16 protein-coding genes are annotated in these 14,244 nt (G+C 70.8%); 8 read left to right on the top strand and 8 right to left on the bottom strand.

Translation table 11 applies throughout. The annotated features are described in order from the left end of the window. Positions 1-25: 25 nt before the first annotated feature. The 4 genes from LX12_RS02335 (at position 26) to LX12_RS02320 (ending at position 4,187) form a co-directional block, all read left to right on the top strand. The gene (locus tag LX12_RS02335; RefSeq protein WP_253652868.1) at positions 26-904 is read left to right on the top strand and encodes a PAC2 family protein; all 879 of its coding nucleotides are present in this window, start codon (positions 26-28) and stop codon (positions 902-904) included. 105 nt (positions 905-1,009) lie between these two features. Continuing rightward, positions 1,010-1,354 (top strand): molybdopterin oxidoreductase, encoded by a 345-nt coding sequence (locus tag LX12_RS02330; RefSeq protein ID WP_253652867.1) that lies wholly within the window; start codon positions 1,010-1,012, stop codon positions 1,352-1,354. Positions 1,355-1,374: 20 nt separating this feature from the next. Beyond that, the gene (nirB, locus tag LX12_RS02325; RefSeq protein ID WP_308213957.1) at positions 1,375-3,852 is read left to right on the top strand and encodes a nitrite reductase large subunit NirB; all 2,478 of its coding nucleotides are present in this window, start codon (positions 1,375-1,377) and stop codon (positions 3,850-3,852) included. Then, a complete protein-coding gene (locus LX12_RS02320) occupies positions 3,849-4,187 on the top strand; it encodes a Rieske (2Fe-2S) protein (protein ID WP_253652866.1) in 339 nt (112 codons plus the stop codon). Before nirB ends, LX12_RS02320 begins: the two co-directional genes overlap by 4 nt. On the opposite strand, the gene LX12_RS02315 is transcribed toward LX12_RS02320, so the two are convergent. From LX12_RS02315 to LX12_RS02290, 6 genes are all read right to left on the bottom strand, one after another. Further along, positions 4,180-4,503, bottom strand: coding sequence for a hypothetical protein (locus LX12_RS02315; RefSeq protein WP_253652865.1), 324 nt, complete (start codon positions 4,501-4,503; stop codon positions 4,180-4,182). The genes LX12_RS02320 and LX12_RS02315 overlap by 8 nt on opposite strands. A 9-nt stretch (positions 4,504-4,512) precedes the next feature. After that, on the bottom strand, positions 4,513-5,772 hold the full coding sequence (mshC, locus tag LX12_RS02310; RefSeq protein ID WP_253652864.1) for a cysteine--1-D-myo-inosityl 2-amino-2-deoxy-alpha-D-glucopyranoside ligase: 1,260 nt from the start codon (positions 5,770-5,772) through the stop codon (positions 4,513-4,515). 75 nt (positions 5,773-5,847) lie between these two features. Further along, on the bottom strand, positions 5,848-6,705 hold the full coding sequence (locus LX12_RS02305) for an SCO1664 family protein (protein WP_372504903.1): 858 nt from the start codon (positions 6,703-6,705) through the stop codon (positions 5,848-5,850). After that, on the bottom strand, positions 6,702-7,379 hold the full coding sequence (locus tag LX12_RS02300; protein WP_253652863.1) for a DUF3090 domain-containing protein: 678 nt from the start codon (positions 7,377-7,379) through the stop codon (positions 6,702-6,704). Before LX12_RS02300 ends, LX12_RS02305 begins: the two co-directional genes overlap by 4 nt. Positions 7,380-7,458: 79 nt before the next feature. Beyond that, positions 7,459-8,184, bottom strand: a complete 726-nt coding sequence (locus LX12_RS02295; protein WP_253652862.1) for an MSMEG_4193 family putative phosphomutase — start codon at positions 8,182-8,184, stop codon at positions 7,459-7,461. A gap of 25 nt (positions 8,185-8,209) precedes the next feature. Continuing rightward, complete coding sequence (locus LX12_RS02290) at positions 8,210-9,052, bottom strand: undecaprenyl-diphosphate phosphatase (protein ID WP_253652861.1); 843 nt, start codon at positions 9,050-9,052, stop codon at positions 8,210-8,212. A 75-nt stretch (positions 9,053-9,127) separates the two neighbouring features. On the opposite strand from LX12_RS02290, the gene LX12_RS02285 reads away from it, so the two are divergent. Genes LX12_RS02285 through LX12_RS02275 form a run of 3 tightly spaced genes read left to right on the top strand, consistent with a single transcriptional unit; the run spans position 9,128 to position 11,580 of the window. Further along, positions 9,128-10,162, top strand: a complete 1,035-nt coding sequence (locus LX12_RS02285; protein ID WP_253652860.1) for an NHL repeat-containing protein — start codon at positions 9,128-9,130, stop codon at positions 10,160-10,162. 24 nt (positions 10,163-10,186) lie between these two features. Next, a complete protein-coding gene (locus LX12_RS02280) occupies positions 10,187-10,465 on the top strand; it encodes a DUF5703 family protein (RefSeq protein WP_253652859.1) in 279 nt (92 codons plus the stop codon). Continuing rightward, positions 10,462-11,580: a quinone-dependent dihydroorotate dehydrogenase gene (locus LX12_RS02275; protein WP_308213956.1), complete on the top strand. Its 1,119-nt coding sequence runs from the start codon at positions 10,462-10,464 to the stop codon at positions 11,578-11,580. Before LX12_RS02280 ends, LX12_RS02275 begins: the two co-directional genes overlap by 4 nt. Positions 11,581-11,601: 21 nt before the next feature. On the opposite strand, the gene LX12_RS02270 is transcribed toward LX12_RS02275, so the two are convergent. Both LX12_RS02270 and LX12_RS02265 read right to left on the bottom strand, forming a co-directional pair. Then, entirely contained in the window at positions 11,602-12,144 is a 543-nt protein-coding gene (locus LX12_RS02270; protein ID WP_253652858.1) for a YbhB/YbcL family Raf kinase inhibitor-like protein, read from the bottom strand. 105 nt (positions 12,145-12,249) lie between these two features. Further along, entirely contained in the window at positions 12,250-12,744 is a 495-nt protein-coding gene (locus LX12_RS02265) for a hypothetical protein (RefSeq protein WP_253652857.1), read from the bottom strand. A gap of 132 nt (positions 12,745-12,876) precedes the next feature. On the opposite strand from LX12_RS02265, the gene LX12_RS02260 reads away from it, so the two are divergent. Next, a complete protein-coding gene (locus tag LX12_RS02260) occupies positions 12,877-14,238 on the top strand; it encodes an HNH endonuclease signature motif containing protein (protein ID WP_253652856.1) in 1,362 nt (453 codons plus the stop codon). The last annotated feature ends 6 nt before the right edge of the window (positions 14,239-14,244 follow it).

The following is a 14,244-nucleotide window of genomic DNA, read 5'->3' as shown; positions in this document are numbered from 1 at the left end:
CGGTCATCGGTCGTAGGCTGGGTCGGTGACAGCTGACCAGTCGTCCCCACTGCCCACCCTGCGGGCGCCGATCCTGGTCGCGGCCTTCGAGGGCTGGAACGACGCCGGCGACGCCGCGAGCGGCGCGGTCGAGCATCTGGCGCTGATCTGGGATGCCCTCCCCCTCGTCGAGATCGATTCCGACGACTACTACGACTTCCAGGTCAACCGTCCCATCGTAAAGCAGGTCGACGGGGTGACGCGACGTATCGAGTGGCCGGCCACGTCGATCTCGTGGTGTAGCCCTCCCGGGTCGGATCACGATGTGGTGCTGTTGCGCGGCATCGAGCCGAACATGCGGTGGCGTCAGTTCTGCGCGGAGATCATCGATGTCGCACGTCGTCTCGACGTGCAGACGATGGTCATCCTCGGCGCACTGTTGGCCGACGCCCCGCACACGCGGCCGGTGCCGGTGACCGGCACCACCTACAGCAAGGACTCGGCCCTCAGCTACAACCTGCAGGAGAGTCGCTACGAGGGGCCGACTGGCATCACCGGTGTGCTGCAACACCTGTGCGTCGCCGAGGGCATCCCCGCGGTGTCGTTCTGGGCCGCGGTCCCGCATTACGTCTCGACGCCGCCCAACCCCAAGGCCACCGTCGCGCTGCTCTCGCGGGTCGAGGAGGTCCTCGACCTCGAGGTGCCGCTCGGTGACCTGCCCGCGCAGGCCGAGGAGTGGGAGCAGGCGGTCACCGAGATGACCGAGGACGACGAGGAGATCGCCGAGTACGTCCGCGGGCTCGAGGAGCGCGGTGACGCCGAGGTCAGCGTCGAGGACGCGATGAGCAAGATCGACGGCGACGCCCTGGCCGCCGAGTTCGAGCGCTACCTGCGTCGACGCGGACCGGGCTCCTTCGGAGGCTGAGCCCACCGCAGTTCACCCCGCGGGCGCGCGGGCCGTGAGTTGCCGACAACCGAGCCGTTACGGCGCGGCAAAGGTCGGTTGACGTCGTGCCAGCAGGGTGAACGCATGTCCACACCCCACTTCCTGCAGGGCGTGTTCCCGTTCGCGGGCACGGGCCTGGCCACGCCGGCCCCCCTGCATCCCTCGCTGCGGTACGTCGTCCCGTCGGGCCTCACCGCCCAGCCGCTGTACTTCCGCGGCGGCAACTCGTCGGACGAACTCGTCCACGTGGCACTGACGTGCGACGGACGGACGATGCGCCTGTTCCCGATGGGAGCGCGCGGTGCGGTCAACATCCCGCTGCGAGTCGTCGAGGACGTCGACCCCGACTCCACGCTGGAACTGGTCTTCGCCGCACCCGCCGGGTGCACCGGGGAGATGGTCGTGGACTTCGGGATGGTGGTCTTCTGAGCGGCGGGCGCCGTCGGCTCGTGGTCGTCGGCAACGGCATGGCAGGCGCGCGGACCGTCGAGGAGATCCTCGCCCGCGGCGGCGGCGAGATGTTCGACATCACGATGGTGGGCGACGAGCCCTACGGCAACTACAACCGGATCATGCTCTCGCACGTCCTCGCCGGGGAGCAGTCGCTGGACGACGACGACCTGATGCTCAACCCGATGGCCTGGTACGCCGAGAACGGCATAACGCTGCACGCCGGGGACCGTGTGGTGGCCATCGACCGGTTCGCGAAGACGGTGACCTGTGAGAGCGACCTCGTCATCGGCTACGACGTCCTCGTCGTCGCGACCGGCAGCCTCACCCACTTCCCGAACATGGACGGTCTGCGCGAACCCGACGGACGGCTCGCCCGCGGGGTGTTCGGGTTCCGGACCATCGCCGACACCAACGGGATGCTGCAGATGGCGAGCGCCCGCGACGGGACGCGCGCGGTCGTCGTCGGCGGCGGGCTGCTGGGTCTGGAGGCGGCGCACGGTCTGCGGACGCAGGGCGTCACGGTCGACGTGGTGCACTCCCCCGGGCACCTGATGAACCAGCAGCTCGACGAGCGCGCGGGACGCGTCCTGCGCCGCAAGATCGAATCGCTCGGTGTCGGGGTGCACACCTCCCGGCGTACGTCGGCCGTCCTCCGGGACGACCGCGGCGACGTGAGCGGGGTGGCGTTCACCGACGGCGGTCGGCTCGACGCCGACATGGTGGTGATCACCGCGGGGATCCGGCCGAACGTCGAGCTCGCCCGCCGTGCGGGACTGGTCATCGAGCGCGGGATCGTCGTCGACGACCAGATGCGCTGCGAGGACGAGAGTTCGGTGTTCGCGGTCGGCGAGTGCGCGCAGCACCGCGGCGAGGTCTACGGGCTCGTCGCGCCGCTGTGGGAGCAGGCGGTCGTCCTCGCCGACGTCCTCACCGGCGCGGACCCGCGCGCGACCTATCACGGGTCGCGGACGGCGACGAAGCTGAAGGTCGCCGGCGTCGACGTCGCGGCGATGGGGGTCCAGGGCCCCGAGCGCGACGACGACGAGTTCGTGCAGTTCTACGAACCCCGCAGCGGCACCTACAAGTCCGTCGTGGTCCGCGACGACAAGCTCATCGGGGCGATGCTCCTCGGCGACATCAGCAAGGCGAACTTCCTGACGCAGGCGTTCGACGACAAGGTGCCGCTGCCCGAGGAACGGATCAGCATGCTGTTCGACCTCGGTGCCCCGAGCGCGGAGACCGGTGCGGCCGAACTCGCCGACGACGCGCAGGTGTGCAACTGCAACGGCGTGACCAAGGGACAGATCGTCGGGTGCGTCCGCGGCGGTGCGTCGAGCCTCGCCGAGGTCGTGGCGGCCACCCGCGCCGGGAAGGGATGCGGCTCCTGCAAGGGCCTCGTCGCCGACATCGTCGACCACGCGTCGGGAGGCGGGCTCGGTGCCGACCCGTCCGCGGAGCGCTACGTGCCGTGCATCCCGATGACGAAACCCGAACTGATCGGCGCGATCCGGGCGTCGGACCTGCGCTCGGTGTCGGAGGTGTTCGCCGCACTCGCGCCCGACGGTGAGGACGCGACCGCCAAGATGCCGCTGGCCTCGCTGCTGCGGGTCGTCTGGGGTCCCGACTGGACCGACGAACGCGGCGCCCTGTTCATCAACGACCGGGTGCACGCGAACATCCAGCGCGACGGGACGTTCTCGGTGGTCCCCCAGATCGCTGGCGGCGTGACCAGTCCCGCGCAGCTGCGGCGCATCGCCGACGTCGCCGAGAAGTACTCCGTCCCGATGGTCAAGATCACCGGTGGCCAACGCATCGATCTGCTCGGGGTCCGCAAGGAGGACCTGCCGAAGGTGTGGGCCGACCTCGACATGCCGTCGGGATACGCCTACGGCAAGAGCATGCGGACGGTGAAGACCTGCGTCGGCACCGACTACTGCCGCTACGGGCTGGGTGACTCCACCGCGCTCGGCGTCGCCGTGGAGAAGAGGTTCATGGGGCTCGAGACGCCCGCGAAACTGAAGCTCGCCGTCACCGGGTGTCCCCGCAACTGCGCCGAGGCCCTGTGCAAGGACATCGGGGCGGTGGCCGTCGGTGACGGTGGGGCCGCCTCCGACCGCTGGGAGATCTACGTCGGTGGCGCGGCCGGTGCGCACGTCCGCAAGGGTGACCTGCTGGCAACCGTCGACTCCGGCGACGAGGTGATCCGGTTGATCGGTCTGTTCGTCCAGCACTACCGCGAGCAGGCGCGATGGCTGGAGCGGACCTACGCGTGGGTGCCGCGCGTCGGGATCGAGGAACTGCGTGCGGTGCTCGTCGACGACCGCGACGGCGTCGTCGCCGGACTGCAGGAGCGCATCGAGGCCGCGGTCGCCGGGTACCGCGACCCGTGGCGTGAGCGGGAGGCGCCGCGGTCACCGGCCCAGTTCGCCTCGGCCCTGCCGCTGTTGCCGCTCCCGACCGTGCCGGCCCGATGACCACCGACACCGCGCCGGGCTGGGTCGTCGTCGGGTCGATCGCGGACCTGACGCCGGGCGAAGGGCGTACCTACGTCGTCGACGGGCGGCAGGTCGCGGTGTTCCGTCTCTCCGACGGCACGGTCCGCGCCACCGGAGCGGTGTGTCCGCATCGGGGCGGGCCCGTCGCGGACGGTCAGATCGACACCGAGACGGTGGTGTGTCCGTTGCACCAGTACCGGTTCCGCTTCGCCGACGGCTCGTGCACCGACGACGGCATCGGGTCGCTGGAGGTGTTCGCGGCCCGGGTCGACGGGGATCGGGTCGCGGTACGGCTGACCGCGGACCTCAGCTGATCCGCTCGATCGACACGACGGGGGTGGTGATGCGCCACGTCCGCACGTCGGGGTCGTCGACGGCGCGGACCCAGAACTGGGCGGACTCCCCGATCCGGCACGACTTCACGCCGAGCAGCGGGATGTCCTCGGAGTCGCGCCGCAACTGGCTGACCGCCCATGGATCGTCGCCGTCCGCGCCGGGCGGCGGCCCACCCACGCCGGGGGCGCGGAGCAGCGTCATCTCCTCGAAGTCGAGGAGGTAGGTCGAGGTGCGGGTGACCACCGTCCACACGCCCTCGGAGGTGTCGGGGTCCAGTTCGGTGAGATGGGCCACCGGGCAAACCTACTTCGGTCCGGATCCCTGACGCAGCTCGACACCGAGCAACGCGTCGACCGCGTCGGCGATCCGCTCACCCGCGTCGGGCACCGACCCGATCCCGCGCTCCACGTCGGTGACCCACCCGTCGATCGCGGCGAGCGCCTTCGGGGTGTCGAGGTCGTCGGCGAGATGGGTGCGCAGCCGCAGGACGACGTCGTCGGGGTCGGGGCCGGTGCCGCGGGCGACGGCGTCGCGCCAGCGGCTCAGCCGGGCGACGCCCGCGTCGAGCACGGCGTCGGTCCACATGCGGTCGGCGCGGTAGTGGTCGGCGAAGACGGCCAACCGGATCGCCCCGGGATCGACGCCCGCGGCGGTCAGCTTCGACACGAACACCAGGTTGCCCAGGCTCTTCGACATCTTCTCGCCGTCGAGACCGATCATCCCGGTGTGCACGTAGTGCCCGGCGAAGCGGCGCTCGCCGGTGACGGCCTCGGCGTGCGCCGCGGAGAACTCGTGGTGCGGGAAGATCAGGTCGCTGCCGCCGCCCTGCACGTCGATCGGTGCGCCGAGACGGTTGAGCGCGATCGCCGCGCACTCGATGTGCCAGCCGGGACGGCCCGGGCCGTGCGGTGAGTCCCACGACGGCTCGCCGTCGCGGGCGGCTCGCCAGATGAGCGCGTCCAGCGGATCGCGCTTGCCCGGGCGGGCGGGGTCGCCGCCACGTTCGGCGAAGAAGGTCTCCATGGTGGCGCGGTCGTAGTTCGACTCGTAGCCGAACTGCGGTGTGGCGTCGGTGCGGAAGTAGATGTCGGGGTGTTCGGCGTCGTCGACCACGTAGGCCGCGCCCGACGCGACGAGCTTGCCGACGAGCTCGATCACCTCGTCCACCGACTCGACCGCACCGGTGTAGTGGTGGGGCGGGAGCACGCGCAGCGCGGCCATGTCGTCGCGGAAGAGGCGGGTCTCGCGCTCACCGAGGTCGCGCCAGTCGATGCCGTCACGCTCGGCCCGCTCGAACAGCGGGTCGTCGACGTCGGTGACGTTCTGCACGTAGCGCACGTCGTGTCCGGCGTCGAGCCACAGGCGGTGGATGAGGTCGAAGGTCAGGTAGGTCGCCGCGTGGCCGAGGTGCGTCGCGTCGTAGGGCGTGATGCCGCAGACGTACATCGTGGCCGTCGGCCCGGGCGTGACGGGGCGGACCTCCGCGTCCGAGGTGTCGTGGAGACGGAGCTGGGGACCTGTGCCCGGCACCGACCGGACCTCGACACGCGACCACGACTGCATGGCACCACCATATGGTCGTCCGCCGCGGGCGTGATCAGCGGCCGTGTGCAGCCATCGCCTCGTGCCCGGGACGGTCTAGAACGCGGGCCAGGGAATCGGACGCGACCGGGCGGGCGTCGGCATCTCGGGGACCTCGACGAGGTACTCGGCGCGCTCGCGCAGCGCCGCGACCTCGGCGGGCGTGATGAGCCGGGCCAGCTCGACGGACAGGTCGGTGGTGTCGCCGGCGAGGGCGTCGCAGAGTCCGGCGACGTCGGAGACGAGGTGGGCGGGGACCACCTCACCGGCCCACCCCCACAGCACGGTGCGCAGCTTGTCCTCGACGTGCAGGCAGATGCCGTGGTCGACGCCGTAGACGTTCCCGTCGAGTCCCTCGAGCACGTGACCGCCCTTGCGGTCGGCATTGTTGATGACCACGTCGAGCACGGCCATCCGCAGGAGGCGGGGGTCGTCGGCGTGCACCAGCGTCACCTCCTCGCCACGGGCGTCGTAGGCCTCGAGGATGCGCCGGTAGTCGTCGGGCACGAGGTCGGCCGGACAGAGGTCGACGAGGTCGAGACGGTCGGGCACGACGTCGCGCGGCTCGGGCGTGTCGATCCACCGCTGGACCATCCCGGGCCCGAACTTCCCGTCCCGCAGGACCGTCTCGGGGATGACCGACCAGCCGAGTGCGGCGCTGATCCGGTACGACGCGACCTCGCGGCCGGCGAGCGTCCCGTCGGGGAAGTCCCACAGCGGTTGTTCGCCGCGGACGGGCTTGTAGACGCACCGCAACCGTTCGTCGCCGAGCACCGCGTCGCACACCAGCGTGGCGTTGCTGGCGGACCGGACCTGGCCGATGAGCTCGAGCTCACCGGTGGTGAGCAGCGTCATGACGTCGGTGGGCGTCGCGGTGTCCTCGCCCGGGTCGGGTCGGTCGGACGCCGACGTCATGGACGTGCGGGCCCCGGGTCGTCGGGATCGTCGTCCTCGGGGTCCTCCTCGAGCGCGTCGCGGAGGTCGGGGTCGTCGAAGACGTCCGGGTCGACGAAGTCGAGCGACTTGTCGAACGCGACGTCACGCTTGAACCCGTTGGTGCGCACGCACATGTGGCCGGTCGCGTCGAGCGGCTGACCGCACAGCGGGCACGGTTCCCGCCCGGCCGAGATGACGCGCGTCGAGCGGGCGGCGAACTCGCGGGCGGCGGTGGTGGAGAGGAACACCCGCACGGCGTCGGGCCCCTCCTCGGTGTCGTCGAGGACGACGCTCTCGTCGAAGTCTCCCTCGGTGATCGCGAGCAGTTCGACGACGACGGCCTCGGACTCGGCATCCCAGCCCAGGCCCATGGTGCCGACGCGGAACTCCGCGTCGACCGGCATCGTCAGCGGACGGAGGTCCTCGACGTGGTCGTCCTCTGGCGGCAGCGGCGTGCCGAACCGGCGGTGGATCTCCTCGAGCAGTGCCCCGATGCGCTCGGCGAGGATCTGCACCTGTTGCTTCTCCAACAGGACGGAGACGACCCGCGCCTCGTGGGTGGCCTGGAGGTAGAACGTGCGGTCACCGGGCGTCCCGACGGTCCCGGCGACGAAACGGTCCGGGCTCCGGAAGACGTGGATGGCCCTGGGCATCACACCTCCTCGCTGCTCGTGGTCCTGTGGTGGCCGATGTCGGGCCCTGCCTCGATCATTGCAGTTCCGCGCCGGTCGGTCATGGCCGTACCGCCTCCGTCGGCGCACCGGTCGACCCGCCGATCACCGCGTCGTCGGCGGGCGGCGTCGCCGCCTGGCCCTCGGCGGGCTTCGGCGGCGGCGGGGGCACCGGCGGGCGCCCCGTCGTCGAGTTCACCCCGTGGACGTAGGGCCGTGCGGAGCTGTAGCGGATGACGCTCATCGACGACGGCTCGACGACGATCCGTTGGAACGAGTCGAGGTGCACGCCCATCGCGTCGGCCACGATGGCCTTGATGACGTCGCCGTGCGTGCACGCCACCCACACACCGGAGCGGTCGGCACCGGCGAGGCGGGCGTCGAGCTCTCGGATCGCCCGCACCGCCCGGGCCTGCACGTCCGCGAGACCCTCACCGTCGGGGAAGACGGCGGCCGACGGTTGCTGCTGCACCGTCTTCCACAGGTCCTCGCCGACCAGGTCGGTGATCTTGCGCCCGGTCCACGAGCCGTAGTCGACCTCGACCAGGCGGTCGTCGACGATCGGCTCGATGTCGCGGGCACGGGCCAGCGGCTCGACGGTCTGCTGACACCGCTGCAGCGGCGAACGCACGATGCCGACCACCTCGGCGACGTCGGCGAGGCGCTCGACGACGGCGTCGGCCTGGGAGCGGCCGGTGTCGTCGAGGTCCACTCCCCCGCTGCGCCCGGCCAGCACCCCCGAGGTGTTGGCGGTCGAGCGCCCGTGGCGCAGGAGGATGACGGTCACGCACTCACACTAGGCATTGCGCGGCTCAGGTGGCGCTGACGACCCCCGCCGACAGCAGGATCAGCACGATCACGCCGACCACGACGCGGTAGCCGACGAACCAGTTCAACGAATGGCGTTCGACGAACTTCAACAGCCAGGCGATCGACGCGAACCCGATGACGAACGAGATGACCGTCGCGACGAGCAGCTGCGGCCCCGATGCCTCGAGGCCCTCGCCGCTGGGCGAGAAGGCGTCGGGGAGGCTGAACAGACCCGACGCGGTCACCGCGGGGATGGCGAGCAGGAACGAGAAGCGGACGGCCGCCGCCCGTTCCAGGCCGAGGAACAGGCCTGCACTGGCCGTCGCGCCCGACCGGGACACCCCGGGGATCAGCGCGAGGCACTGCGCCAGGCCCATCGTGAGACCGTCGCGCAGGGTGAGCTCCTCGATCGGCCGACGGCGGCTGCCGTAGCGCTCGGCCAGCACGATGACCGCGGAGAACACGATGAGCATCGTCGCGATCAGCCAGAGATTGCGTGCGCCCGTACGGATCTCGTCCTTGAACACGAAACCCAGGATGCCGATCGGGATGGTGGCGAAGATCACGTACCACCCGATCCGGTAGTCCAGGCCGCGCTCAGCGGGCGTGCGCAGGCCCCGTACCCAGGCGATCACGATCCGCACGATGTCGCGAAGGAAGTAGAGGAGCACCGCCGCCTCGGTGCCCAGCTGGGTGACGGCGGTGAAGGACGCACCGGCGTCGTCGCCGAAGAACACCCCGGACACGATCCGCAGGTGCCCCGAGGAACTGACCGGGAGGAACTCGGTGAGGCCCTGGACGGCCCCGAGGACGACGGCCTGGGTCCACGTCATCGCGTCGGTCACGGCGAGGATCGTACGACACGGACATTCCCGCTCCACCGGTCAGCGGCCCCCGACGGGTGCAGCACTATGGACGCCATGGCAGTCCACCCCCGGCGCGCGGTCGTCGCCGTCGTGATCGTCGCGGCGACGGCGCTGGCGGCCGCCTGCGGCTCCGGCGGCGGGTCGTCCCGTCCGGACGTCGCGACGACCGTGCCGCAGACCCCGCTCGCCGCCCCTCCCCTGGCCCAGACCCCGTCGGGGACGGTCGTGCCCGCGCCGGCGTCGTCGTCGATCGTCTTCGACGCGTTCGGTCGGCGGCTGGCCGTCCTCGGCGCGGACCGGACGTCGGTGTCGGTGTACTCGGTCGCCGACCCCCGCAGACCCGTTGCGCAGCGGACCATCTCGTTGCCGACCGCCGTCGACGTGCTCGGCGCCGACCGCGACGGCGTGCTCGTCGGGGCCGCGGCCGACCGGCTGGTCGTCGTGGACCTCGCGTCGGGTGCGGTGACCGCGCGGTCGGTCCCGGTGTCCCAGCCGCTGTCGCTGGCGCGTCTGTCCGACGGGCGCGTCCTCGTGGGCAGCGCCACGGGCGAGGTCACCGTCGTCGATCCGGCGAACGCCACCGCGCCGGTGACCCGCATCGGCGGGCTGGTCCGGGTCGACGCGCTGGCGGTCCACCCGAGACAGGGGCGCGACGACCAGGTCCTCGCGTTGGACCGCGCGCAGTCGTCGGTGACCACCGTCGACATCCCCGACGCGTCACTCGGGGTGGCCCTGCGGGCCGGGGACGGTGCCACGAACATGGCCGTCGACCACTACGGGCGGTTCCTCGTCACCGACACCCGGTCCGGTGATGTCGTCGCCTTCTACGGCGACCCCATCGTGATGCGGATCCGCTATCCGGTGCCCGGCGGGCCGTACGCCGTAGGATACGACGACGCACGCAACCTGACCTGGGTCGCGACGACCGGTGACAACGGTCTCGTCGGCTTCGACCTGGCGTCCGGAATCCCGGTGGAGCGTCAGCGGTTGACCACCGTGCGTCAGGCCGACGCGATGGCCGTCGACAGCGGGTCCGGCGTCGTCTACCTGGTGTCGGCCCTCGGGGACGGCCTTCAGGCGGCGTACTGACACCGGCGAGCAGCAGGAGGCGAGATGCGCAGATCGGGGACGACCGGTGGGCGGGCGCTCGGGTTCCCCCGCGAGTGGTCGGTGAACACGCGCGGTGACTACGAATACGTCCCGCTACGGCTCCCACCCGACGTGACGCGGGTGACCGCGTCCGTCCGTCTGGCCATCGAGGCCGAGTTCGGCGGCTGGGAGATTTCGCGCGTCCGCCTGTACTCCGACGGGACCCGCAAGGTGCTGCTCAAGCGTCGACGCCCGCGGACCGGGCCCGGCTCGTCGGCCGACGCCGGCCGGGACGACTCGTGATCGACGCGCTCTACCGACTGTTCTATCCCCTCGCTCTGCGGGTGATGTTCCTCGTCGACCCCGAGCGCATCCACACCGTCGCCTCGGCGGTGCTGTCGGGGTTCCTGGCCCGCCCGCGTGTCGCGCGGCAGACGGCCCGTGTGTTCGCCCGACGCGATCCGGTCCTGGCGACGACGGTGTTCGGGGTCGACTTCCCCGCGCCGATGGGGCTGGCGGCCGGATTCGACAAGGACGCCCGCGCCGTCGACGCGTGGGGGTCGCTGGGCTTCGGGTTCGCCGAGGTCGGCACGGTCACCGGGGCGGCACAGCCGGGCAACCCCCGCCCGCGGTTGTTCCGCCTGCCGCAGGACCGCGCGCTGATCAACCGGATGGGCTTCAACAACCACGGCGCGGCCGCGGCGGCGCATCGGCTGTCCCGACGGCTCGGTGGTCCGCAGTCGGTCCCGATCGGGGCCAACATCGGCAAGACGAAGGTGGTCGAGGCCGACGAGGCCGTCGAGGACTACCTGCACAGCGCGCGGTTGCTCGGCCCCGTCGCCGACTTCCTCGTCGTCAACGTCAGTTCCCCGAACACCCCCGGGCTGCGCGATCTGCAGGCTGTCGCGTCCCTGCGACCGCTGTTGGCCGCGGTCCAGGAGGCGGTCGACATCCCGGTCCTGGTGAAGATCGCCCCCGACCTGTCCGACGAGGACATCGACGCCATCGCCGACCTCGCCGTCGAGCTGGGACTCGACGGGATCGTCTGCACCAACACCACGATCGGGCGGGACGGTCTGCACACCGACACCGCTGCCGTGTCGGCCATGGGGGCCGGTGGGCTGTCGGGGGCGCCGCTGGCGGACCGGTCGTTGGAGGTGCTGCGGCGCCTCTACGGCCGTGTCGGAGAGCGTCTCCCGCTCGTGTCCGTCGGGGGCATCGAGACGGCGGACCAGGCGTGGGAACGGATCCGCGCCGGCGCGTCGCTGCTGCAGGGCTACACCGGTTTCATCTACGGCGGCCCGATGTGGGTCCGCGACATAAACGACGGCCTCGCGCAGCGTCTGCGCGACAACGGGTTCCGGTCCGTCGCCGAGGCCGTCGGGAGCGAGAACGCCCCCCACGCCCGACAGGCGTGAGGGGCGCGGTCACCGCTCGGATCAGCTGTCCGCGGGCACCTCGAAGGTGGCGTGGATGATGCCGCGCGCGATGGCGTGACTGAACAGGTTGAAACCGAGGAACGCAGGCGTGGCCCCGTCCGGCAGGTCGAGCGACTCGACGTCGACGGCGTGCACGGCGAGAAAGTAGCGGTGCGGGCCGTGTCCGGGCGGCGGGGCGGCACCGACGAAGCGCTTCATCCCGCCGTCGTTCGCGAGGGTCACTGCGCCCTGGGGCAGGGCACTGCCGGTGTCGTCGCCGGCACCCTCGGGCAGCGACGTGGTGGACACGGGGATGTCGGCGACGGCCCAGTGCCAGAAGCCCGAGGCGGTCGGGGCGTCGGGGTCGTAAACGGTGACCGCGAAGCTCTTGGTCTCGGCCGGGAACCCCGACCAGCTGACCTGCGGTGACGCGTCGTCGCCGCCCGGTCCCATCATGCCGCTGGCCTGCCGTGAGCCCCAGGCGTCACCGTCGGTGAAGCTCTCCGACGTCACGGTGAACGTCGGGAGGTCCGGGAGCGCGTCGTACGGGTTGTAGCTCGACATGTCTGTAAGGCACATCCTCTCGTCTCGACGGCGCGCGGACACGCGCCTGCATGGACCACAACCACACTCCCGCCCCGGGCCTTCCCGAGACGGGAGCGTCGGTGGTCAGCGCAGTGTGAAGGTCGCGGTGCCGGCGATGTGGGGCAGCTGCTGTTCGCCCGCCTCGTCGTATTGCGAATAGGTGTGAATGGTCGAGACGATCCGTCCGGCGCCGGGGGCATAGCCGAAACCGTCGATCACGCCGCCCGGGGCGCCTTCGATGCTCCCGTCGGGCAAGACGGTGTTCACCTGACCGCCGGTGCCGCCGGCCGTCGTGTTCCGCCAGTCGACGGCGACCTTGAACGAGCCGCAGTCGATTCCGAACGGGACGACCTTCATCTGGACGCGGTAGGCCCCGGACCGCGTCTGCGGGAGCTTCGTGGTCTGGATGAGGGCTGCGCAGCCGATCGGTCCGGGGCGGATGGTGAGGGTCGGTGAGTACGCCACGCTCTCGTCACCGGTGGCGGCGTTCGCGCCGGCGACCGGTATGACGGCGACGGCCGCGACCGCTGCTGCGGTGGCGGTGACGCGACGGACGGTGGACTTCGTAAGAGGGGTCATCGGACGCTCGCTTCCTGTGGGGTGTTGTACATCTGTGAGGTCGCCGGGGTCGATAGTGAGCGTTACTAGGAAGCGTGATGTTCACGCGATCGACTGACGTCTGTTGGGCGGTTGGAACCATCCGTTGGGCGGTTGGAGAACGTCGGGCTGTGGATACAAATTGTTCTGTGCACGAACAGCTTTGACCCGGACACGTTGTCGGAGCCCTCGTGTACACATGTACTCATGAACTCGACCAGCGCCATCGACGCCCGCGCGACACTGCGCGAGATGATGACTGCGCTGGCCGATCTACCGATTGCGGCCGACGAAGCCGAGACCGTCGACCGGATCTCGCTGATGGAGTCGATCAAGGCCGTCTGTGCGGCGGGGCAGGCCGAGGACACTCTGCGCCTGCAGGAGCTCCGGTCGGCCGCCGAGTCTGAACGGGGTGTGCCGGTCGAGCGACGCTGCCGCGGGTTGTCGGCGGAAGTGGCACTCGCGCGGCGGGCGTCCGGCAACGCCGGAGGTCGGCATCTGGGGTTCGCGCGTGCGATGAGCGAAATGCCCAACACCTTCGCGCGTCTGAGGGAGGGTTCGCTGTCGGAGTGGCGGGCGACGATCCTGGTCCGCGAGACGGCGTACCTGCAGGTCGAGGACCGTCGGATCATCGATCACGCGCTGTGCGCCGATACGTCGACGCTCGAGAGTGTCGGCGACCGGGCGCTCGAGGCGCTGGCGAAAAGGATCACCTACGAACGTGACCCACAGGCTGTGGTGGATGACAACGCCTCAGCGCCGAAGGACCGCCGCGTGACGATGCGTCCGAAACCCGATGCGATGGTGCAGCTCTCGGCGCTGCTGCCGATGACAGCCGGGATCGCGGCGTACGCCGCCCTGAAGCAGCATGCGGATGGGCTGGTCGGCGACGGGGACCGGACTCACGCGCAGGTCATGGCCGACACCCTCCTCGAACGGCTGACCGGCAAGGCCGCGGCAGAAGACGTGGCGGTGTCTGTCGACGTCGTCATGTCTGCCGACACGCTCGTCGCCGGTTCCAATGCTGCGGCGGAGGTTCCGGGCTACGGACCGGTCCCGGCCGATACGGCGCGGAGCCTGATATCCGACACGCTCGACGCGGACGCGTTGGTGACGCTGCGGCGACTGTTCGCCGCCCCGGAGTCGGGTGCGCTCGTCGCGATGGAGTCGAGAGCGAGGATCTTCCCGACAGGGCTGCGTCGCTTCATCACCCGGCGCGACGTGTCGTGTCGGATGGCCTACTGCGACGCCCCGATCGCCGAGATCGACCACGCCCATCCGCACGTCGACGGCGGGGTGACCGACAGCCTGAACGGAAACGGCCTGTGCCGAACCCACAACCGGCAGAAACAGAACCCGGGCTGGGCGGTCACCACGTCGATCGATGACGACGACACCCACGAGGCGCTGATCCGCACGCCGACCGGCCACGAACACCGATCACGCGCGCCCGCGCGACGAACCGACGCTGCATGATCCGTG

This window comes from Williamsia serinedens, assembly GCF_024171725.1.
Classification (GTDB): domain Bacteria; phylum Actinomycetota; class Actinomycetes; order Mycobacteriales; family Mycobacteriaceae; genus Williamsia_A; species Williamsia_A serinedens.
Note: the sequence above shows the minus strand (reverse complement) of the source record. Positions and strands in the feature narration are given on the sequence as shown.